Origin of the sequence: Allobosea psychrotolerans, from assembly GCF_002917105.1 — a bacterium.
GTDB lineage: Bacteria > Pseudomonadota > Alphaproteobacteria > Rhizobiales > Beijerinckiaceae > Allobosea > Allobosea psychrotolerans.
Window position 1 is genome coordinate 1 of the sequence record NZ_PQFZ01000026.1, and the last position, 21466, is coordinate 21466.

Sequence of the window (21466 nt, forward strand, 5' to 3'; positions counted from 1 at the left end):
AACGCAATCGTCAGAGACAACACACCCTGGCGAACACAAAACCCTTGACCAACAACACAGCCGCTCATCCGGCGCTGCGCGCCACCTTCTCCCGCCAGAGGAGAAGGGAAGAGGGCGTCGCGCCTTTCCGGAGACGGGGATAACGTCCTCACTTATCCCCGCCCGCCAAACCTATGCCCATTCTCCTCGCACCGCATCCCCGAGGGGCGCTTCCTCACCTCACTTCGTGATCGCGTCGATCTCGGCCAGCTCCTCGGCCGTCAGCGCCCATTCGGCCGCCTTGACGTTGGCGGCGATCTGCTCGGGCTTGGTCGCGCCCGCGATGACGCTGGAGACGACGGGCTGGGCGGCGAGCCAGGAAAAGGCGAGCTCGACCAGCGTTTTGCCGCGCGCCTCGCAGAAGGCGGTGAGCTTCTCGGTCCTCTCCCAGTTGACGTCGGTCAGAACTTCGTTGGCGCGCTGGGCTTCCCTGGTCATGCGCGCGCCTTCCGGCATCGGCGCGTTGCGCTTGTACTTGCCGGTCAGCAAGCCGTTCGCGAGCGGGAAATACGGCAGCAGCCCCATGCCGAAATGGCGGGCGGCGGGAATCAGATCCTTCTCCGCGCCGCGCACCAGCAGGCTGTATTCGTCCTGGCAGGAGGCGAATCCGTTGATGCCGAGATCGCGCGCCGTCCATTCCGCATTGGCCATCTGCCAGGCCGGCATGTTGGAGCAGCCGATATAGCGGACCTTGCCCTGGCGGATCATGTCCTCGAGGGCACGCAGCGTTTCGTCGATCGGCGTCAGCGGGTCGGCGCGGTGGAACTGGTAGAGGTCGAGCCAGTCGGTCTTGAGGCGCTGCAGCGAGGCCTCGACCGCCGACATGATGTAGCGCCGCGAGCCGCCCTTCATCGTGCCGGCATCGTTCATGTCCATGCCGAATTTGCTGGCGAGCACGATGTCCTTGCGCCGCGGGCCCAGAAGCTGGCCGAGCACCGTCTCGGAGCCCCCGCGCGCGCCGTAGACATCGGCAGTGTCGAACAAGGTGATGCCGTGCTCGATCGCCGCATCGACGACCTTGCGCGCCGCCTCGTCATCGATGCGGCCGCCGAAATTGTTGCAGCCGAGGCCGACGAGCGAAACGCGCAGGCCGGAACGGCCGAGATTGCGGGTGAGCATGGCAAAGGTCCTTCTCCGGAAGGGCCACACAGGACCAGAGCCCGCGCGGCACGACAACCGCGCTGCGCGTCATTTTCGGGCTGCGCCCAGCGCAGGGCCGGCGGCCCAGCCTCTCAATGGGACATCAGGCAGCAGAACGGCGTCGTCTCGAGCAGATCATGCGTCACGCCGCCGAAAATCCACTCATGCACGCGGCTGTGACCATAGGCGCCGGCCACGATCAGGTCGGCTCCCTCGTCCTGCGCCAGCTCGATGATCTCATCGACGATGTATTTCACGCTATCGGGACGCAATACGGCGCGCGCGGCAATGCCGTGCTGTGCAAGGTAATCGCAGACATCCTGAGTGCCCTGCTCTGCCGCATCGGCCCCGACCGCGAGCAATCTGACGACGTCGGCGCGGCCGAGCAGCGGCAGCGCATCCCAGAGTGCGCGACGCGCCTCGCGCGTATCCTTCCAGGCGATGACGATGCGCTTGGCCGACAAGGTCGAGAGACCGGGCGGCACCACCAGCACAGGGCGGCCGAGATTCATCACCATATCACCGGGTTCGATGCCCATCCGGCCCTGGCCCTCATCGGCAGGCCCTTGCCGTGCCAGCACCATGAGATCCGCGGCGCGGGCCTGCGTCAGCGCAAAACCGCGCGGTTCCCGGATAGCGCTACGCCATTCAACGGCGGCGTTGCCCTCGACGACGCGCCGGAACAGGGCCTCGGCCTTGGCCAGATCCTCCGTCGCGACCGTGCGGGCGTTTTCCGCCAGCAGCGCATTCGCCATGGCCGTGCTGTCGCCGTAGTAAGGCAGCTCGATGTCCCTGGCAGCGACACCGATCAGCCGGCAGGACAGCTTCTGCGCCAGTGAGTTCGCCAGCCTGAGCGTCCGCTCCGAGCCGGCACCGAGATGAACGGGGGCGATGATGCCCGCATAGCGCCGGGCGTCGGCGGCTGGGCTCGTCTGGGGCATGTGGCGATCTCCTGGATGTGACGACGCGGGTCCCGGCGGGATCATCCCGTTTGGGGCCGCGGCTGCGACGATCTTGCGAGCGGATGGTCGGCATTGGACTTCCAGGGCTGGGATTCGCCGTCCCGCTCACGGATTGGAGCGTATTCGCCGGTGGCAAAGTGACGACGCTCGAGCCTGAAGCCGCTTTCGTCGTGCTCGCGCGAGGCGTGGTCGTCGTCGATGCCCCAACACGCTCCGCCCGCGCGCGGTGAAGCTCGATGCGTTGAAGCATGGCGAGGCCCATCCCAGTCCTGTATCGCGATGGCAGTCTTCCACCGATCCGCAGCGTCCGGATTGATCCAGCGCAAGATCAGGCGGCGCCATTTGCGGCAAGCTCGGAGCCCAGGACATGAAGACGGAGACCCGGACATGCTCAAGTCGATCAAGAGCGTCTTTGTCGCTTTCACCGAAGAGGGCCGGGGCGAGCGCAGCGCGGCGCTGGCCTACGCCGTGTCGCTATCGCAACAGGCGAGGGCGCACCTGACCATCCAGGTGGCCTCGATGCGCTATGCTGTGCCGGCCTCGCTGGTTGGCCAGTTCGGAGCCAGGCTGATCGGCACGGAAAATCGCCGGATCGCAGCGCTCGCCGAGGCGTTTGCCGACAATGCCAAGGGTAGCGCCGATCTGGCCGGGGTCACTTGCACGGTCGAGACCCCGCATCTCGTCTATTCGAGCCTGACCGACAGGCTGCTCGCCTATGCCCGCGTCCACGATCTGAGCATTCTCGATCTGGAGAAGGATGCCGTGCAGCGGGATCGCGGATTAATCGAGGCGGCGCTCTTCGAAAGCGGCCGACCCGTGCTGATCGTTCCAGAGACCAGCGAGCACTTCTCGGCGAAGCGGATCGTGATTGCATGGGACGGCGGGGCTTCCGCCGCTCGGGCCGTGGCCGACGCCATGCCCTTCCTGTCTGCGGCGGAGGAGGTCGAGATCCTGTCGGTCACCGGTGAGAAAGACCTGACAAGCCTGATTGCGGGCGCGGACCTCGCGCCGCACCTGGCCCGTCATGGCGCCTCGGTCACAGTCAAGAACGTGGTGCTCTCGAAGCAGGATGTCGCGGGCACGATCAGGCAGGAAGCAGCTGCATTCGGCGCCGATTTCATCGTCTGCGGCGCCTATAAGCATTCGCGACTGCGCGAATGGCTGCTCGGCGGGGTAACGCAGTCCCTCTTGAAGGACTGCCCGCTGCCGATCCTGATGAGTCATTAACCGGCCGGTGGCCGAGCCGCCCCGACAAAAAAAGGGCGAGCCTGGCGGCTCGCCCTTTGTCTCTCGAAGCCGGCCGCTCAGGCCACTTCCTGCTTCTGCTTCTGCGAGCGCTTGCGCTCGTTGGGGTCGAGCACGGCCTTGCGCAGGCGGATCGACTTCGGCGTCACCTCGACGAGCTCGTCATCGTCGATCCAGGCCAGCGAACGCTCCAGCGTCATCCGGATCGGCGGCGTCAGGCGCACCGCCTCGTCCTTCGAGGTTGTGCGGATGTTGGTGAGCTTCTTGCCCTTGAGCACGTTCACTTCGAGATCGTTCTCGCGGGTATGCTCGCCGACGATCATGCCCTGATAGACCTTCCAGCCGGGCTCGATCATCATCGGGCCGCGATCCTCGAGGTTCCACAGCGCATAGGCCACGGCCTCGCCGGTCTCCATCGCGATCAACACGCCGTTGCGGCGCCCGCCGATCTCGCCCTTATAGGGCAGATAGTCGTGGAACAGCCGGTTCATGATCGCGGTGCCGCGCGTGTCGGTCAGCAATTCGCCCTGATAGCCGATCAGGCCGCGCGTCGGGGCGTGGAACACGAGCCGCAGGCGATTGCCGCCCGAGGGACGCATCTCCAGCATATCGGCCTTGCGCTCCGACATCTTCTGCACGACGACGCCGGAATGCTCCTCGTCGACGTCGATGATGACCTCCTCGATCGGCTCCAGCAGCTGGCCGGCCTCGTCGCGCTTCAGCACGACGCGCGGACGCGAGACGCCGAGCTCGAAGCCCTCGCGACGCATCTGCTCGATCAGGATGGCGAGCTGCAATTCGCCGCGGCCGGAGACGATGTAGCTGTCCTTGTCGGCAGCCTCCTCGATCTTCAGCGCGACATTGCCCTCGGCCTCCTTGAACAGCCGGTCGCGGATGACGCGGGTGGTGACCTTGTCGCCCTCGGTGCCGGCGAGGGGGGAATCATTGACCATGAAGGTCATCGACACGGTCGGCGGGTCGATCGGCTGCGCCTTGATCGCGGTCTCGACGGACGGATCGCAGAAGGTGTCGGCGACCGAGCCCTTCACCAGGCCGGCGATGGAGACGATATCGCCCGGGATGGCTTCCTCGATCGGCGTGCGCTCGAGACCACGGAAGGCGAGGATCTTGGTGATGCGGCCGGTTTCGACCAGCGAGCCGTCGCCCGACAGCACCTTGATCATCTGGTTCGGCTTGGCCGAGCCCGAGACGACGCGGCCGGTGATGATGCGGCCGAGATAGGGGTTGGCTTCGAGGAGTGTGCCGAGCATGCGGAACGGGCCTTCCTCGATGCGCGGCTCCGGCACATGGCTCAGGATGAGGTCGTACATCGGGGCGAGGCCCTGATCCTGCGGGCCGGCGGGATCATGCGCCATCCAGCCCTGCTTGCCCGAGCCGTAGAGGATCGGGAAGTCGAGCTGCTCGTCGCTGGCATCGAGCGCCGCGAACAGGTCGAAGACCTCGTTGATGACTTCGGTGACGCGGGCGTCGGGCTTGTCGACCTTGTTGATCGCCACGATCGGGCGCAGGCCGAGCTTCAATGCCTTGGAGACCACGAACTTGGTCTGCGGCATCGGACCCTCGGCCGCATCGACCAGCACGATGGCCGAGTCGACCATGTTCAGGATGCGCTCGACCTCGCCGCCGAAATCGGCGTGGCCTGGGGTGTCGACGATGTTGATGCGCGTATCCTTCCAGACGACCGAGGTCGCCTTGGCCAGGATGGTGATGCCGCGCTCCTTCTCGAGCTCGTTGGAATCCATCACGCGCTCGATCACGCGCTGGTTGTCGCGGTAGGTGCCCGACTGCTGCAGCAACTTGTCGACGAGCGTGGTTTTGCCGTGGTCGACGTGGGCGATAATGGCGATATTGCGCATGGACATGCGGGTAAGGGCCTTGTTTCAAGACCGCAAGCCGGCCAGGTCAAAGCCCTGCCGGCGCAGCCCGTTCATGAGGAAACTGGAATTCGCTGCGCTGCACATAAACGCTGAAGGCCGTTTGGGCAACCTTTGCTCGCGCGCAACAGCATGATGAGGAAAGCGGGAGCCGGTTTTTCGCGCCCGGCTCTTTGCGCGTCGGCCCCAAGAGCGAGAGCCGGTTGCCCGGGACACGCCGAGGCAAGATCAAAGCCCTCCAGCATCGGGCCAAGGACGATATCGGCTCTGATACGGCAGGGCGGCGCGCTATGCGTCGACCAGGGCCAGGCGCCGCTCCGCGACCGCGCGCCCGACCTGATCCATCACCAGCCGATAGGCGGCCAGCCCCGAACCGTCGAGGTCGCCCTTGGCGAAATCGCTGAGCACGCGAGTCAGGATCGTGTCGGCGTCGCGGTCGAGCCGCGCCAGTTCGATCTCGTCGGAACAGGTGCGGATCACCGGCAGCAGCGCCAGCAATTCGTCGAGCCCCGACATGGCCCGGCGGCGGCGCGCCGCGCTTTCCTGGCCCAGAATGGCGGCCCCGCCAGTGCCCAGCATGGAGAGACCCATCACGCCGAGATAGAACCAGTCGCCATAGCGCTCGAAGAAGGTTTCCTGCTCGCCGTCGATGAAGGCAGCTGCGCCGGAATGGACCGAGAGCGGCGCGTCCTTGTCGGTGGAGGGCGTTTCCAGCCCCTGGATCGAGGGCAGCTCGGCCGCAAGCGTCAATCGCAGCGCCAGCAGTTCCTTGACCACCTGGCCGACGAGATTGTCGTCGAGATTCTGCGAGGCCATCAAGCGCGAGGTGACGGAGATCGTCGGCAGGTTCTCGGAAGGGCGGGGCGGGTCGCCGCCGAGCGCGCCGCGCACGATCTCACCGGTCTCGATCGAGCGGTAGCGCGCCTTGATCGCCTCGGCCTCGCGGATCGGGATCAGCATGGGATCCTCGCCCCAGGCGGAGCGCAGGCGGTTGATGCCGTCATTATTCGCCAGCGAGCCGACGGCATTGATCGAGAAGAAGGCGTCGATGCGCCCTTCCCTGACGAAGGGCACGATCTCGTCCGGCGTCAGCCCGACGATCTCGACCTCGCTGGGTCTGACTTCGTATTGCGCCAGGACGCGCTGGAGCAGCACGATATTCCCGGCCGGATTGCGCGCGACGCCGATCCTGCGGCCGCGCAGATCGGCGATGCGCCCGATCCCGCTTGCCTTGGTGGTGATGATGAAGGGGAAGGAGCGGCGCGTGATCAGGGCCGTGTCGCCCTGGGCGGGTAGCGCGATGTCGGGGCGCACGATCGCAAGGTCGGCCAGGCCGTCATCGAGCTTCTTGGCGCTTTCCTCCGAGCCTTCGGTCAGCACGAGCCGGATGCGCAGGGACGATTTCTCGCGGTTGAGCCCCTGGACGAAGCCTGCCGCCATGCGCGCATCCTCCGAGCCCAGCGGTCCGACGGCCAGGCGCAGTGTCTTGGGCTGGCTGACGAAGTAGAAAACGGACGCCGTGACGCCAAAGACCGCCAGTAACCCCGCCAGAGCCGTAAAGCCGCGCCGCCCCATCCTCAATCGATCCGCCCCATTCCGTTGCGTCCATGCAGGATGCTCTCACGGGCGATCATGTCGCAAGTGCGGCGGTGCCCGGGATCGTGCTAGAGCGAACCCATGAACGACCATAACGATAGATTTGCCGTGAAGATCTGCGGCCTCTCGACGCCGGAGACGCTGGCTGTCGCGCTCGACGCCGGCGCCGACATGATCGGCCTCAACTTCCACCCCAAAAGCCCACGCTTCGTCACAATCGAGCAGGCAACGGCGCTGGCTGCCATGGCCCGAGGGCGGGCGGCGATCGTGGCCCTGATCGTCGATTGGGATGAGACGCAGGCCATGAGCCTGGTCGAAGCGGTGAAACCGGACTGGCTGCAGCTGCATGGCCGGGAGACGCCGGAGCAGCTGCGCGCCCTCAAGGCCGCGACCGGTCTGCCCGTGTTGAAGGCGCTGGGTATCGCGGGCAGGGAGGATCTTGCAGCGGTCGAAGCTCATCGCGGCGTCGCCGACCGCATCCTGCTCGACGCCAAGCCGCCCAAGGATGCCGCCTATCCCGGCGGCCATGGCCGGCCCTTCGACTGGAGCCTGCTTGCCGAACTCGACCCCGGCTTGCGCTTCATGTTATCGGGCGGGCTCGATCCGGCCAATGTCGCCGAGGCGATCCGCATCACGCGACCCGCCGGGGTCGACGTCTCCTCGGGCGTCGAAACCGCGCCGGGCGTCAAGGATGCCGGCCGGATCAGGGATTTCATCGCGGCGGCACGGGCCGGTGCGCAGAGTTTGAGACCATAGAGGCAAGCCGGACATGAACGCGCCCCATACCCCGAACACCTACCGCTCCGGCCCGGACGAGAACGGCCGCTTCGGGATGTTCGGCGGCCGCTTCGTCGCCGAGACGCTGATGCCGCTGATCCTGGAGCTCGAACAGGCCTATGAGGCCGCCAAGGCCGACCCCGCCTATCATGCCGAGACGGCCTATGGCTTGAAGCATTATGTCGGCCGGCCCTCACCACTCTACTACGCCGAGCGCCTGACCGCGCATTTTCGCGACAAGGCGGCGGCCTCAGGCCTTTCGGGTGGCGCAAAAATCTATCTGAAGCGCGAGGAGCTGAACCATACCGGTTCCCACAAGGTCAACAATGTGCTCGGCCAGATCCTGCTGGCGCGGCGCATGGGCAAGAAGCGCATCATTGCCGAGACCGGCGCCGGCCAGCATGGCGTCGCGACTGCCACGCTTTGCGCCCGCTATGGCCTGGAATGCATCGTCTATATGGGCGCGGTCGATGTCGCACGCCAGGCGCCCAACGTCTTCCGCATGCAGATGCTGGGCGCGACCGTCGTCCCGGTCGAGTCGGGCACCAAGACACTCAAGGACGCGATGAACGAGGCGCTGCGCGACTGGGTCACCAATGTCGCCAACACCTTCTACTGCATCGGCACTGTCGCGGGTCCGCATCCCTATCCCGCCATGGTGCGCGATTTCCAGTCGATCATCGGCAAGGAGACGCGCGAGCAGATGCAGGAGCTGGAAGGCCGCCTGCCGGATTCGTTGATCGCCTGCATTGGCGGCGGCTCGAATGCGATGGGCCTGTTCCATCCCTTCCTCGACGATCCCAGCGTCGAGATCTATGGCGTCGAGGCGGCCGGCCACGGCATCCCGACCGGCCTTCACGCGGCCTCCTTGACCGGCGGCGCGCCGGGCGTCCTGCATGGCAACCGCACCTATCTGCTGATGGATGCGGATGGCCAGATCAAGGACGCGCATTCGATCTCGGCCGGGCTCGACTATCCCGGCATCGGCCCCGAGCATTCCTGGCTGCATGATGTCGGGCGGGCGACCTATCTTTCGGCCACCGACGAAGAGGCGCTGGAGGCGTTCCAGCTGATCTCGAAGCTGGAGGGCATCATTCCCGCATTGGAGACGGCCCATGCGCTCGCGCGCGTCGCCGATCTCGCCCCGAAGAAGCCGCAGGACCATCTGATGGTGGTCAACCTCTCCGGGCGCGGCGACAAGGATATCCCGCAAGTGGCGGAGATTCTGGCGGCGCGCTGAGCTGCACCGGACTGCTGGGAAGGAACAGATGATGAAGAAGGCGATCCTGTTCGCGGCTATGCTGGCCCTTTCGGGCCAGGCGCAGGCTCAGAACCGCGATGCGGCCGCCGCCGAAGGCGTCGTCATCCGCACCGAAGGCGAAGTCCGGGTGAAGCCGGATCTCGCGACGATCCAGGCCGGCGTGGTCAGCGAAGGCAAGACCGCGGCGGAGGCCCTGGCCAAGAACACGCCGGCGCTGGCCAGGCTGGTCGAGGCGGTCAAGGCGGCGGGCGTCGCGCCTGCCGATCTCTCGACCTCGCAGGTCGCGCTGACGCCGCGTCTGACCCAACCCTCGGCGTCCTCCTCGCCGCAGCCGCGGGCGCCCAGGATCGACGGCTATGAGGCGCGCACCGGCATCACTGTGATCCTGCGCGACATCGTCAAGGCCGGGCCCTTGATCGATGCGCTGGTCGCTGCCGGCGCCAACGACATGTCCGGCATCAGCTTCGGCCTCGCCGATGAGGGCAAGGCCAAGGATGCGGCGCGCGTCAAGGCGGCCGAGAGCGCGCGGGCCCGTGCGGAGCTCTATGCCGGTAAGCTCGGCGTGAAGCTCGGCGAGCTCGTCTCGATCGTCGAGGCCGAGGCCGAGCCTCCCTCCAGGCCGATGGGCGATGTGCGGGCCTATCGCATGGCGGCGGGCGCCGCGCCGATCCAGGTCGAGCCGGGTGAGGTCACGGTCAGTGCCGCATTGCGCACCGTCTGGCGCATCGAGAAGTAGCCGACGATCAACCCGCGTGACGCAGGGCATCCGCCAATAGCGGGTGCGGCGGTTCGGCGAACGGATTCACCACGGTCACGCCGCGATGAACGAAGCCGTGCTGCATGTCCTCGGAGACAAGGATCCTGCAGCCGGCCTCGGCTGCGGTGACGAGAATGAGCGCGTCCCAAATCTGGAAGTGCTGCTCTGTCGCAAGTTCAAAGGCGCGCGCGAACGAGTTCGCTTCTGGAGCCCTTATGGTCGCGCTCTGCATCCATAATTCGCAAGCGCGGCGCGCAAATGACCGTTCCTGGCGAAATTTGCCGACCAGGACGTTGAAAAATTCGCCTAGGACCTGGGTTGCGATCAGTGTTCGATCGGGACCGAGAGCAATGCGGATTGCATCGGCTGCCTTGAAGCGCAGACCATCATTGAGGCCGGCCGCATAGACGAGGATATTGGTATCGAGAGCGACCAGCGCGGTCATTCGTACATATCGTCTCGTGTTGCTCTGGGCAGATTGAGGATGGGTCTGCTCCTCAGCAGTTCCGTCAGCGCGTCAAACGCCCGTTGGCGCCGATGAGCCTCGTCCTCGCCGTCCTCCACGCGCACGATCCTGACCTTCGGTTTCCCATGCGAGGTCACGATGACATCCTCGCCACTCTCGGCGAGCTTCATCAGCTTCGAGAATTCGCGATTGGCCTGCGCGGCCGAGACCGATTTCACCATGGCCGCCTCCAAAAGTAGTGATATTACTACTTTATACCCGCTCCCGATCGTTCGCAAGCTGAAGCCGCTTTTCCGGCCCGGGAAACGCATGCTATTTCAGGCCGCATGAGCATCCGTATCGTCCGTCTCGGCACACCCCGTCTTCCCGATGAGGGCACACGGATCGGCACCGTGCGCCGGCCGCCGCGCGGCGTCCGCAAGGAGCGTTATGCGGCCGATGACTGGTTCGACGTCTGGTTTCCGGAGCTTTCGCCCAGTCCCGAACTGGTGAAATCGGCACTGAACGCAGAGAGCGAGGTGGAATGGCATGGCTTCGTCCGCGCCTTCCGCGCCGAAATGGACGAGCCGGCGCCACGCCGCACACTCGATCTGCTCGCCGCGCTCTCCCATAGCGGGCGCTTCTCGATCGGCTGCTATTGCGAGCAGGAAGCGCGGTGCCATCGCTCGGTCCTGCGCCAACTCCTCGCCGATCGTGGCGCTTCGATCGCTTGAGGTCCTCGGGCCCGGCCAGCGCATCCCCTCTCGCCAGCCCGCGCCCGTCATGCTAACCGCAGGCCCATGACAATGACCGGCCAGACCCGCATCCAGACCCGTTTCGCCACTTGCGCCGCCGAAGGGCGCGCCGCGTTGGTGACATTCGTCACCGCCGGCGACCCGGATTTCGACACAGCGAGCGCGATCCTCCATGCGCTGCCCGCGGCAGGCGCCGACATCATCGAGCTCGGCGTGCCCTTCACCGATCCGATGGCCGACGGCATCCCGGTCCAGCTTGCGGGGCAGCGCGCGCTCAAGGCCGGCCAGACCTTGAAGAAGACGCTCGCCATGGTCGAGGCGTTCCGTGCGACCGGACATGACACGCCGATCGTGCTGATGGGCTACTACAACCCGATCTATGTCTATGGCGTCGAGCGCTTCCTGAGCGATGCGAAGGCGGCCGGCGTCGATGGCCTGATCGTGGTCGATCTGCCGCCCGAGGAAGATGCCGAGCTCTGCCTGCCGGCGTTGGCGGCGGGGGTCAACTTCATCCGCCTCGCCACCCCGACGACGGACGACAAGCGCCTGCCGAAAGTGCTGCAGAATACCTCCGGCTTCGTCTATTATGTCTCGATGACGGGCGTCACCGGCGGCACGATCGCCAATTACGACGCGGTCGGAGAAGCCGTCGCGCGGATCAAGCGCCATACCGACCTGCCGGTGGCCGTCGGTTTCGGCGTCAAGACGGCGGCTGATGCGGCGGCGATCGCCAAGGGCGCGGATGGCGTCGTCGTCGGCTCGTCGCTGGTCGAGCGCATCAGGCTTTCATTGGATGCTCAGGGCAAGGCCACGGAAAAGACGGTTTCAGCTGTCACCTCGCTCGTCTCCGAGCTCGCAGCCGGCGTCCGCTCGGCCGCCGGGGCCGCCGCCTGACCCTGCCAGTACTGTTGAGGACGAATCCATGAACTGGATTTCCGAAGTCGTTCGGCCGCGGATCAAGACGCTGTTCAAGCGCGAGAGCCCGGAGAATCTCTGGATCAAATGCCCGGATTCCGGACAGATGGTCTTCCACAAGGATGTCGAGGCCAATGGCTTCGTCATCCCCGGCTCCGACCATCATATGCGGGTCACCGCGACCGATCGGCTGCGCCTGACCTTCGACGAGGGCAAATGGCTCGACGTCGCCCTGCCCGATGTCGCGATCGACCCGCTGAAGTTCCGCGACGAGAAGCGCTATATCGACCGGCTCAAGGACGCCCGCGCCAAGACCGGCGCGATCGACGCCTTCAAGGTCGGTTACGGCCGCGTCCAGGGCCTGGCGATGACGCTCGCCGTGCAGGATTTCCACTTCATGGGCGGCTCGCTCGGCATGGCGGCGGGAGAGGCCTTCATCAGGGGCGCCGAGACCGCGCTCGAGAAGAAGACGCCTTATGTCGTCTTCGCCGCCTCGGGCGGCGCCCGTATGCAGGAGGGCATCCTCTCGCTGATGCAATTGCCCCGCACCACCGTGGCGGTGCGCATGCTGCGCAATGCCGGCCTGCCCTATTTCGTGGTACTGACCAACCCGACCACAGGCGGTGTGACGGCCTCCTACGCGATGCTGGGCGACATCCATATCGCCGAGCCCGGCGCGCTGATCGGCTTTGCCGGTCCGCGCGTGATCGAGCAGACCATTCGCGAGAAACTGCCCGACGGCTTTCAGCGCGCCGAATACCTCAAGGACCATGGCATGGTCGATATGGTGGTGCACCGCCATGAGATTCCGGCGACGCTGGCCCGGCTTGGGCGGCTGCTGACGAAGCAGCCCGCGCCGGATGGCGCCGTGAAGCCGCCGCTGCCGGTCGCCGAGGCCGTCTGAAGACGCGCATGGGCGGGAGGCCCTGAACCGAGATGGGGTCGTCCGACACGCTGCTGGCGCGCTTCCTCGCGCTGCATCCCAAGCTGATCGATCTCTCGCTCGGGCGTATCCTGACCTTGCTGGAGCGCCTCGGCGATCCGCAGAAGCGCCTGCCGCCGGTGATCCATGTCGCCGGGACCAATGGCAAGGGCTCTACCATCGCCTTCATGCGGGCGATCCTGGAGGCTGCGGGCCTCAGCGTCCATGTCTACACCTCGCCGCATCTGGTGCGTTTCCACGAGCGCATCCGCATCGGCGCGCCCGGCGGCGGGCGTTTCGTCGACGAGGCCGTGCTGGTCGAGGCGCTGGAGCGCTGCGAGCGCATCAACGCCGGTGATGCCATCACCTTCTTCGAGATCACCGCCGCTGCGGCCTTGCTGCTGTTTTCCGAGCACAAGGCGGATGTCGTGCTGCTCGAAGTCGGGCTGGGCGGCCGCTTCGATGCGACCAATGTCATCGCCCACCCCGCCTGCACGGTGGTGACGCCGGTCTCGCTCGACCATGCCGAATATCTCGGCGACACCGTGACCAAGATCGCCGCCGAGAAGGCCGGCATCTTCAAGCGCGGCGCGCCGGCGGTGATCGCGCCGCAGGAGCCTGAGCCGACGGCGGTGCTGGAGGCCACGGCCGAGCGCGTCGGCGCCTCGCGCATCCTGATCGGCGCTCAGGATTTCAACGTCCATGAGGATGGTGGGCGCCTTGTCTATGAGGACGGCGACGGCCTGCTCGATCTGCCCTTGCCGCGCCTCGCGGGGCGGCACCAGCATGTAAACGCCGGCACGGCGATCGCCGCCCTGCGCGCCGCCGGCTATGGTGGCCTTCCGGCGCGGGCCTTCGAGCAGGGCATGCTGGAGGCTGACTGGCCGGCGCGGCTGCAGCGGCTGGCGCGCGGCAAGCTCGCCGAGCTCATCCCCGCCCGCGCCGAACTCTGGCTCGATGGCGGCCACAATCCCGATGGTGGGCGTGTTCTGGCCCAGGCGATGGCCGATCTCGCCGATCGCAATCCCGCCCCGCTGGTCATGATCACGGGCCTGCTCTCGACCAAGGACGCCAAGGCGACGCTCAGTCATTTCAAGGGCTTGGCGCAGACGCTTTTCGCCGTACCGATTCAGAATACGCTTGCCGCGCGCCCGGCCGAGGAGGTGGCGAGCCTGGCGCGCGAGGCTGGGCTCAAGGCCGAGGTCGCGGGCTCCGTCGAGCAGGCCTTGCACGAAATCGGCAATCGGAGCTGGTCGGCCCCGCCACGCATTCTGATCTGCGGCTCGCTCTATCTGGCGGGCGAGGTGCTCTCGGCCAATGGCACGCCGCCGGTGTGAAGGCGTACCCGCTTCAATTCTGCCCAATCATCGCCGGAACAAGACGGAGCGAGCCATGACCCAGCAGCCATTTGGAGCCGGCAGCCGTGCGATTCCGATCATCGGCCAGGGCACCTGGAACATCGAGCTCGCGGACAAGGCGGGAGCGATCTCGGCTCTGCGGCGCGGGCTCGATCTCGGCCTGAGCCATGTCGACACCGCCGAGATGTACGGCTCGGGTCGCTCCGAGGAGATCATCGCGGAGGCGCTCGCGGGCCGGCGCAACGAGGTCTTCCTCGTCTCTAAGGTGCTGCCGCACAACGCTTCGAAAGCCGGGACGCGCAGCGCCTGCGAGCGCTCGCTCAGGCGCCTCAAGACCGACCGGCTCGACTGCTACCTGCTGCATTGGCGCGGCTCTTACCTGCTGGAGGAGACCTTCGCGGCGTTCGAGGCGCTGTGTGAGGAGGGCAAGATCCTGTCCTGGGGCGTCAGCAATTTCGATGTCGACGACCTCGACGAGGCGCTCGAAGTGGCAGGGCCGGGCCGCATCGCCTGCAATCAGGTCCTGTACCATCTGCGCGAACGGGCGATCGAGCATGCGGTGATCCCGTGGTGCGAGCGCAACGGTGTCGCGGTTACGGCCTATAGCCCGTTCGGGCAGGATGACTTCCCGCCATCCACCAGCGTCGGGGGCAAGGTCCTGGCGGAGGTCGCGGCGGCGCATGGGGCGAGCGCCCGGCAGGTCGCGCTGGCATTCCTGACGCGGCAGCCCTCGGTCTTCGCCATCCCGAAAGCGGCCAGGGTCAATCATGTCGAGGATAATGCGGGCGCGCTGCCCCTGCGCCTGAGCGAGGCCGAGATCGCCCGCATCGATGCCGCCCTGCCGCGCGGGCCAAAGCCGCGCACGCTGCCGATGTTGTAGCTGTCGGCGCCGAGGCACAGACCTCAGCGCATGAACCCGATGCCGCGCAAAAATCCCTCGACCTCGCCGCGCCAGGAGCCGACGGCATTGATGTAGCCATGGCCGTCTTGGCCATAGGCCGGAGCGGACACGAAGCGCGCCTTGCCGCCAGCAGCGGTGAAGGCGGAGTGCAGGCGCTTGGCCAGATCGGGGCCGAAGAAGAGATCGTTGCTGCTGTAGAGCCAGAGCTCCGGCGTGCGGGCATGACCGCCATAGCGCCCGGCGGCGGAGATCAGCGCCTCTTCCGAGCAGACATCGTTGGGGCCGCGCGAGCCGCGTCCGCCGGCGAAATTGACCACGCCGAGCAGGCCGGAATCGCGGTAAGTTGCGGCGGCGATCGAGCCCCAGCCGCCGGCCGAGACGCCCATATAGACCAACCGGCGCGGGTCTGCGTCGGGCCGGTCCCTCACGGCGCTGGCGGCGGCGCGGATATCCTGGGCGGTCGCCAGGCCGCCGCCATAATAGTCCGCGCTCTCGCAGCGGCCATAACCCTCGGCCCAACCGCTTCCCTCGCCGCCATAGCCGCGCCGGATCGGCACGGCGACGAGCACGCCGCGCGCCATGAAGGTCTTGGCGATGGCGGCCAGCGTCGCCTCGCCGAATTTGGCGCGTGCCGAGGGCTTGCGCGGGCTGCCATGCGACAGGATCAGCACCGGAAACGGGCCCTGCCCGTCCGGGACATAGAGATGGACGGCGATCTCGCTTCCGCCGACCGAGGTCCTCAAGGTCTCGACGGCGCGGACCTCCTGCGCCGCGAAGGGGAGCAGGAGCAAGCCGAGGACAAGGAGATGGCGAGCAAGGCGGCAAGGCGAGCGTGACGGCATGGCAAGGTCCGGACGGTCGGAGAAGCCCCCATGCTGTCGGCTCCCGGCGTCGCCGTCAAAAGCTCGCCTTGTGCCAAGGCGGCTCATCGGGTCTGGAGGGGCCATCTCGGGATCGTGGAAACCACAATTCGTCTTTGCGCTTTACAGCTGGGCCAGCTGCGGCGTTTCCTGCAGGCAATGGCGGCGGAGCCTTGCGCCCGACAATGCCGAAAGATCCAACAGTCGCGTTTTTCGGAGTGGTGTGATGCGTCGCGTTCTCGGCATCCTGGCCGTCTTGTTCCTATCGTTTGCCGGTATCGCCACGGCTCGAGCCGGAGTCTCGGTGAAGGTCGATATCGCTGCCCAGCGCATGCAGGTCACGACGACCGATGGCGAAGTTTACAACTGGGCGATCTCCTCGGGCCGCAAGGGTTTCCGCTCGCCCAACGGCGTCTACCGGCCGACCCGGCTGGAGAAGAGCTGGTATTCGCGGAAATATGGCGGGGCCATGCCCTATGCGGTCTTCTTCCGCGGCGGCTATGCCATTCATGGCACCAATGCCGTCGGGGCGCTCGGTCGCCCGGCCTCGCATGGCTGCATCCGCCTGCACACCGCCAATGCCGCGAAGTTCTTCGCGCTGGTGAAGAAGCATGGCGCCGGCCAGACGCGTATCGCGCTGAACGGCACGGCCGATGACGGGCTCTCGCAATTCGCCAAGGCGTCGGGCGGCGCCAAGTCCAAGCTCGCCAAGGCGAAGGCCAGGGAACGTGCCGCCGTCGCGCAGAGCCGCAAGGCCCCGAGCTGGAACGCCGCTCGCGAGCAGATCTTCCTGCGCCCGGCGCTACCGGTGGATGCTTTTGGCTATCAGCCCTACTATCCCAACCAGCGCTGGCGCTGAGCGGCTAGAGCGTTGCGCGGAAAAGTGGGTACCGGTTTTTCGCAATGAGAATCGTGATCTTGCGCCCGGCTGCCGGCTCAAAGCGTCTCCGGCACGATCCGCAGCCAGCCTTCCAGGGTCTCGCCCGGCTGCAGCCGCGTCAGCGGCGAGACGGCTCGCGCCGCCGCTTCGCTGGGTGAGCCGATCGCGTGGCTTTGCGGCTCGACGCAGAGGAAATCCGCACCGAGCGGGGCCCAGACCACCGGGAAGCTGAAATTCTCGCTGGCGGTGAGCGTGATCGCGAGGCCCGTCGAGGGCGTCTCGATGCGCGCCACGCCATTCCAGCCGAGCAGGCTCCAGGCGGTCTCGTGATCCCGCGCGAAAACCGGCTTCTCCGCATAGGGGCCGCCATCGCTGAACAGCGCCGAGCCCGTTGCGCGAAAAGCCTCGCCGAAGACGAGCGCGCCCGCTGCGGTCATACCCAGCCGTGTGTCGGGCGCGCAGGGAAACCAAGGATGATGGCCGATTCCGTAAGGTAGTGCCGTATCGGCCTCGTTGGTGACGGCCATCGTGATGGTCATACCGGCGTCGTCGAGCGCGACGGCTTGCGTCGCGCGGTAGCGATAGGGATCCGGGCCTTCCGTCCGGCGGTGTTCCAGCACGGTATGGCCTTGGGTCTTCCCCAGGACATTCCAGGCCGATTGCCGGCCGAAACCGTGGATGTTGCCGCTGCGGTCATTGGCCGGGACGGAGAAGGCGCGCTCGCCATCATCGACCAGGCAATCGAAGGCACGGTTGGCGAAAGGCACCATCGCCCATGTGCCGAACATGTTGGAATGTGCGGTCGTGGGCACAGCCCCGTCGGGCGCATGCAGCAGCTTGTGCCGCCTTCCGTCCGGAGCGCGCCACTCGAGCGCCGTGACGATCCCACCGATCTCGGGGGTGATACGGGCGGTGAAGGGGCCCGTCGACAGTTCCAGCATTGCGATCTCGCCTGGGTTCGTTTGATCACTTGGGTTCATTTGATCAACGGCTGCAGTATCGCCTGCATCGCGCGCATTCTCGGCAGAAAGGCCTCGGCCATCGCCTCGGCGGAATTGCGCTGCGCCTGGCCCGACAGGTTGAAGGCCGCGACGACCTCGCCGCGCGCGTTGACGAGCGGCATCGCCAGCGAGACCAGGCCCAGTTCGAGTTCCTGGTCGACGAGGCAATAGCCCTGCGCCCGCACCCGCGCCAGGATCAGCATCAGTTGCGAAATCTCGGTAATCGTGCGTGGCGTCAGCGCGCGCGACTTGCCCGCGAGAATGCGCGCCTGCGCCTCCTCTGGCGGTAGGGCCGCCAGCAGCACGCGGCCCATCGAGGAGCAGAAGGCCGGCAGCCGGCTGCCGACGGAGAGGCCCACCGACATGATCCGCCTTTGTGCGGAGCGGGCGATGTAGACGATCTCATGCCCGTCGAGCAGCGAAGCGGATGAGGATTCGTGGGTCTCTTCGGAGAGCCGCTCCAGGAACGGTTGAACCAGCTGCGGCAGCGCCGTCGAGGCGAGCCAGGCATAGCCGAGACGCAGCACGCGCGGCGTCAGGCGGAAGAACTTGCCGTCGAACTCCGCGTAGCCGATCTTCGCCAGGGTCAGCAGGCAGCGCCGCGCGGCGGCGCGGGACAGGTCGGTCGCTCGGGCGACATCGGCGATGGTGAGCTTGTCGTGGATCGCGTCGAAGCATTCGATCACCGCCAGCCCCTTTTCCAGGGCCGCCATATGGTCGCGGTCCGGTGCTGTGCTCGCCATGCTTGACCGTCTTTGCTGTGCGTCCTAAAGTGCGATTATCAGAACAATGTGCGATTAACGCACATATTGAGGAGATGTCAAGGTGGCTGAATTCGTCTCCCTTGCCCAAGGGATCGAGGCGGTCCTGAGCGATGGCTGTTCCGTCGCGATGGAGGGTTTCACCCATCTGATCCCGCATGCGGCGGGCCATGAGGCGATCCGCCAGGCCCGCAAGCGCCTGACCCTGATCCGCATGACGCCGGACCTGGTTTATGATCAGATGATCGGGATGGGCTGCGCCGAGAGGCTCGTCTTCTCCTGGGGCGGCAATCCCGGCGTCGGCTCGCTGCACCGCTTCCGCGACGCGGTCGAGAATGGCTGGCCGCACAAGCTCGAGATCGAGGAGCACAGCCACGCGGCCATGGCCAACGCCTATGAGGCGGGCGCGGCGAACCTGCCCTTCGCGGTCTTCCGCGGCTACAAGGGCGTCGACCTGCCCAAGGTCAATCCGAAGATCAAATCCGTGACCTGCCCCTATACCGGGGAGGTGCTGGCGACGGTGCCGGCGATCCGCCCCGATGCCGCGATCATCCATGCGCTCAAGGCCGATCGCGAGGGCAATGTCCTGCTGGAGGGTATCGTCGGCGTGCAGAAGGAGGCGGTGCTGGCAGCCAAGCGCTCGCTCGTCACGGTCGAGGAGATCGTCGAGGATTTCGGACCGCGCAACGCCAATGCCGTGATCCTGCCGGCCTGGACGGTGACCGCGATCGCCCATGTCCCGGGCGGCGCCTACCCCTCCTACGCGCAGGGCTACTACAAGCGTGCCAATGATTTCTACATCGCCTGGGACAAGATCGCCCGTGAGCGCGAGACGTTTTTGGCCTGGATCAAGGCGAATGTGCTGGAAAAGGGGCCTGATGCCTTCGCACAGCATGCCCGCCCGTCCCGGCAGGCCGCGTGAGGGATCATGATGACCGCGACCCCCACCGAGATGATGACGATCGCCGCCGCCCGGCTGCTGACGAATGAGGATGTCTGCTTCGTCGGCATCGGCGCGCCCTCGGCCGCCTGCAACCTCGCGCGTTTGACCCATGCGCCGAAGATCACGCTGATCTACGAATCCGGCACGCTCTCGACGCGGCCGACCGTGCTGCCGCTCTCGATCGGCGACGGCGAGCTCTGTGATACCGCCTTGACCACCGTCTCGGTGCCGGAGATGTTCCGCTACTGGCTGCAGGGCGGGCGCATCACCATCGGTTTCCTTGGCGGCGCGCAGATCGACCGTTTCGCCAATCTCAACACCACGGTCGTCGGTCCCTATGACGCGCCGAAAGTGCGTCTGCCCGGCGGCGGTGGCGCACCTGAGATCGCGATCCATTGCGGTCAGATCTTCATCACCATGGCGATGGGCTCGCGCGCTTTCGTCGAGACGCTGCCCTTCATCACCTCCTTCGGCCACGGCACGGGCAAGGGTGACCGCGCCAAGCTCGGCCTGAAGACGAGGGGGCCGACCAAGATCATCACCGATCTCTGCGTGATGGAGCCGGATCCCGAGACCTCGGAGCTGACCGTGGTCTCGCTGCATCCGGGCGTCACGCGCGAGCAGGTTCAGGCCGGCTGCGGCTGGCCCTTGCGCTTCGCAGCCGAGTTGGCGGAGACTCCCGCAGCATCGGCGCAGGAACTGGCGGTGCTGCGCGATCTGCACATCCGCACCAAGCAAGCTCACGGAGTGGCGGCATGAGCCTGATCTATCCGCGCGAGAGTCTGAAGGCGCATCCCCTCAACGCCTCGCCCGAGTACAAATCCACCTTGAAGCGCGCCCCTGCGCAGCCCCTGATCCTGCTGCCGCACACGCTGTCGGAAACGACCGGGCCGGTCTTCGGTCATGTCGCGGTCAACGAGACCGACACTGACCTCACGCGCCAGCATGCGGGCGAGCCGCTGGGCGAGCGCATCATCGTGACCGGCCGCGTGCTCGACGAGGACGGGCGGCCGGTGCCGCATACGCTGGTCGAGATCTGGCAAGCCAATGCCGCCGGGCGCTATGTCCATGTCCGCGACCAGCATCCGGCCCCGCTCGATCCGAATTTCACCGGCGCGGGCCGGGCCCTGACCGATGCGCAGGGGCGCTATCGCTTCGTCACGGTCAAGCCCGGCGCCTATCCCTGGCGCAACCACCACAATGCCTGGCGGCCGGCCCATATCCATTTCTCGCTATTCGGGCCGAGCTTCCTCTCGCGCGTGATCACGCAGATGTATTTTCCGGGCGATCCGCTGTTCAGATACGATCCGATTTTCCAGTCGATCACCGACGAGAATGCGCGCAACCGGCTGGTCTCACGCTTCGACATCGAGACCACCGAACCGGAATGGGCGCTTGCCTACCAGTTCGACATCGTCCTGCGCGGCCGCAATGCGACGCCGCTGGAAGAGCCCCATGACCACTGAGACCAAGCTGACCACTGAGACCAAACCCGGTTTGACCCCGTCGCAGACGATCGGCCCCTTCTTCGCCTACGCCTTGACGCCGCGCGCCTATGGCGGGTCGGAGCTCGCCACCGAACAGGTCGCGGCCGAGGGCGTCGCCGGCGAGCGTATCCGCATCGAAGGCACGGTCTTCGACGGCGATGGCGTGCCCGTGGGCGATGCCATGATCGAGACCTGGCAGGCCGATCCGCAGGGGCGCTTCCATGCCGCCGGCAATGCCGGCTTTACCGGCTTCGGCCGCGCCGAGACGAATACGGAAGGCGGTTTCTTCTTCGAGACCGTCAAACCCGGCGCGCTGCAGGGAGCGGATGGCACGCAGCAGGCGCCCCATCTCAGCGTCTCGGTCTTCGCGCGCGGCGTGCTGGTCAGGCTCGCGACCCGGATCTACTTCTCCGACGAGCCGGGCAACGCCTCCGATCCGATCCTGGCCCTGGTACCGGCCGGGCGGCGCGACACGCTGATCGCCCAGCGCGGCGCGGATGGTGTTTTCCGCTTCGATATCCGCTTGCAAGGCGAGGGTGAGACGGTGTTCTTCGAGGCTTGAGGCC

At 66.4% G+C, this 21466-nt stretch carries 23 protein-coding genes; 14 read left to right on the forward strand and 9 right to left on the reverse strand.

The genetic code is table 11. The features are described from left to right. Positions 1–219: 219 nt before the first annotated feature. The gene (locus tag CYD53_RS26745; RefSeq protein WP_103721139.1) at positions 220–1158 is read right to left on the reverse strand and encodes an aldo/keto reductase; all 939 of its coding nucleotides are present in this window, start codon (positions 1156–1158) and stop codon (positions 220–222) included. A 113-nt stretch (positions 1159–1271) separates the two neighbouring features. Next, positions 1272–2120: a universal stress protein gene (locus CYD53_RS26750; RefSeq protein WP_103721140.1), complete on the reverse strand. Its 849-nt coding sequence runs from the start codon at positions 2118–2120 to the stop codon at positions 1272–1274. A 408-nt stretch (positions 2121–2528) separates the two neighbouring features. Here CYD53_RS26750 and CYD53_RS26755 point away from each other — a divergent pair, with 408 nt between their 5' ends. Beyond that, positions 2529–3368 (forward strand): universal stress protein, encoded by an 840-nt coding sequence (locus CYD53_RS26755; RefSeq protein ID WP_103721141.1) that lies wholly within the window; start codon positions 2529–2531, stop codon positions 3366–3368. A 77-nt stretch (positions 3369–3445) separates the two neighbouring features. On the opposite strand, the gene typA is transcribed toward CYD53_RS26755, so the two are convergent. Together typA and CYD53_RS26765 are read right to left on the reverse strand one after the other, a co-directional pair. Continuing rightward, positions 3446–5269, reverse strand: coding sequence for a translational GTPase TypA (gene typA / locus CYD53_RS26760; RefSeq protein WP_103721142.1), 1824 nt, complete (start codon positions 5267–5269; stop codon positions 3446–3448). Between the two features lie 300 nt (positions 5270–5569). After that, positions 5570–6856 carry a TAXI family TRAP transporter solute-binding subunit gene (locus CYD53_RS26765; protein WP_103721143.1) on the reverse strand — a complete coding sequence of 429 codons (1287 nt, stop codon included), beginning with the start codon at positions 6854–6856 and terminating at the stop codon, positions 5570–5572. Positions 6857–6958: 102 nt separating this feature from the next. On the opposite strand from CYD53_RS26765, the gene CYD53_RS26770 reads away from it, so the two are divergent. From CYD53_RS26770 to CYD53_RS26780, 3 genes are read left to right on the forward strand one after another with little or no spacing between them, the layout of a single operon-like run. Next, complete coding sequence (locus tag CYD53_RS26770; RefSeq protein WP_103721144.1) at positions 6959–7633, forward strand: phosphoribosylanthranilate isomerase; 675 nt, start codon at positions 6959–6961, stop codon at positions 7631–7633. Positions 7634–7646: 13 nt separating this feature from the next. Further along, complete coding sequence (trpB, locus tag CYD53_RS26775; protein WP_103721145.1) at positions 7647–8894, forward strand: tryptophan synthase subunit beta; 1248 nt, start codon at positions 7647–7649, stop codon at positions 8892–8894. A gap of 31 nt (positions 8895–8925) precedes the next feature. Further along, entirely contained in the window at positions 8926–9651 is a 726-nt protein-coding gene (locus CYD53_RS26780; RefSeq protein ID WP_181012044.1) for an SIMPL domain-containing protein, read from the forward strand. A 7-nt stretch (positions 9652–9658) separates the two neighbouring features. On the opposite strand, the gene CYD53_RS26785 is transcribed toward CYD53_RS26780, so the two are convergent. Beyond that, on the reverse strand, positions 9659–10117 hold the full coding sequence (locus tag CYD53_RS26785; RefSeq protein WP_103721147.1) for a PIN domain-containing protein: 459 nt from the start codon (positions 10115–10117) through the stop codon (positions 9659–9661). Beyond that, positions 10114–10359, reverse strand: a complete 246-nt coding sequence (locus CYD53_RS26790) for a type II toxin-antitoxin system Phd/YefM family antitoxin (protein ID WP_103721148.1) — start codon at positions 10357–10359, stop codon at positions 10114–10116. The genes CYD53_RS26785 and CYD53_RS26790 overlap by 4 nt, the downstream gene beginning before the upstream one ends. 105 nt (positions 10360–10464) lie before the next feature. Here CYD53_RS26790 and CYD53_RS26795 point away from each other — a divergent pair, with 105 nt between their 5' ends. The 5 genes from CYD53_RS26795 (at position 10465) to CYD53_RS26815 (ending at position 14947) form a co-directional block, all read left to right on the forward strand. Continuing rightward, positions 10465–10851 (forward strand): DUF488 domain-containing protein, encoded by a 387-nt coding sequence (locus CYD53_RS26795; RefSeq protein WP_103721149.1) that lies wholly within the window; start codon positions 10465–10467, stop codon positions 10849–10851. A 72-nt stretch (positions 10852–10923) separates the two neighbouring features. Then, positions 10924–11766, forward strand: a complete 843-nt coding sequence (gene trpA / locus CYD53_RS26800; RefSeq protein WP_103721150.1) for a tryptophan synthase subunit alpha — start codon at positions 10924–10926, stop codon at positions 11764–11766. A 28-nt stretch (positions 11767–11794) separates the two neighbouring features. Further along, a complete protein-coding gene (gene accD, locus CYD53_RS26805) occupies positions 11795–12691 on the forward strand; it encodes an acetyl-CoA carboxylase, carboxyltransferase subunit beta (protein WP_103721151.1) in 897 nt (298 codons plus the stop codon). A 32-nt stretch (positions 12692–12723) separates the two neighbouring features. After that, on the forward strand, positions 12724–14046 hold the full coding sequence (locus CYD53_RS26810) for a bifunctional folylpolyglutamate synthase/dihydrofolate synthase (RefSeq protein ID WP_103721152.1): 1323 nt from the start codon (positions 12724–12726) through the stop codon (positions 14044–14046). 55 nt (positions 14047–14101) lie between these two features. Beyond that, a complete protein-coding gene (locus CYD53_RS26815) occupies positions 14102–14947 on the forward strand; it encodes an aldo/keto reductase (protein WP_103721153.1) in 846 nt (281 codons plus the stop codon). Between the two features lie 23 nt (positions 14948–14970). On the opposite strand, the gene CYD53_RS26820 is transcribed toward CYD53_RS26815, so the two are convergent. Continuing rightward, entirely contained in the window at positions 14971–15810 is an 840-nt protein-coding gene (locus tag CYD53_RS26820) for an alpha/beta hydrolase family protein (protein ID WP_103721154.1), read from the reverse strand. 244 nt (positions 15811–16054) lie between these two features. Here CYD53_RS26820 and CYD53_RS26825 point away from each other — a divergent pair, with 244 nt between their 5' ends. Next, on the forward strand, positions 16055–16687 hold the full coding sequence (locus CYD53_RS26825; protein WP_103721155.1) for a L,D-transpeptidase: 633 nt from the start codon (positions 16055–16057) through the stop codon (positions 16685–16687). Positions 16688–16764: 77 nt separating this feature from the next. On the opposite strand, the gene CYD53_RS26830 is transcribed toward CYD53_RS26825, so the two are convergent. Further along, complete coding sequence (locus tag CYD53_RS26830; protein WP_181012045.1) at positions 16765–17649, reverse strand: aldose epimerase family protein; 885 nt, start codon at positions 17647–17649, stop codon at positions 16765–16767. Between the two features lie 35 nt (positions 17650–17684). Then, positions 17685–18452 carry an IclR family transcriptional regulator domain-containing protein gene (locus tag CYD53_RS26835; RefSeq protein ID WP_103721157.1) on the reverse strand — a complete coding sequence of 256 codons (768 nt, stop codon included), beginning with the start codon at positions 18450–18452 and terminating at the stop codon, positions 17685–17687. Between the two features lie 82 nt (positions 18453–18534). Between CYD53_RS26835 and CYD53_RS26840 the strand changes: the two genes are divergently transcribed. The 4 genes from CYD53_RS26840 to pcaG are packed head-to-tail and all read left to right on the forward strand — an operon-like array spanning position 18535 to position 21462. Next, positions 18535–19392 carry a CoA transferase subunit A gene (locus CYD53_RS26840; protein WP_103721158.1) on the forward strand — a complete coding sequence of 286 codons (858 nt, stop codon included), beginning with the start codon at positions 18535–18537 and terminating at the stop codon, positions 19390–19392. 6 nt (positions 19393–19398) lie between these two features. Continuing rightward, the gene (locus tag CYD53_RS26845; protein ID WP_103721159.1) at positions 19399–20172 is read left to right on the forward strand and encodes a CoA-transferase subunit beta; all 774 of its coding nucleotides are present in this window, start codon (positions 19399–19401) and stop codon (positions 20170–20172) included. After that, positions 20169–20879: a protocatechuate 3,4-dioxygenase subunit beta gene (gene pcaH, locus CYD53_RS26850; RefSeq protein ID WP_103721160.1), complete on the forward strand. Its 711-nt coding sequence runs from the start codon at positions 20169–20171 to the stop codon at positions 20877–20879. The genes CYD53_RS26845 and pcaH overlap by 4 nt, the downstream gene beginning before the upstream one ends. Then, on the forward strand, positions 20869–21462 hold the full coding sequence (pcaG, locus tag CYD53_RS26855) for a protocatechuate 3,4-dioxygenase subunit alpha (protein WP_103721161.1): 594 nt from the start codon (positions 20869–20871) through the stop codon (positions 21460–21462). Before pcaH ends, pcaG begins: the two co-directional genes overlap by 11 nt. The last annotated feature ends 4 nt before the right edge of the window (positions 21463–21466 follow it).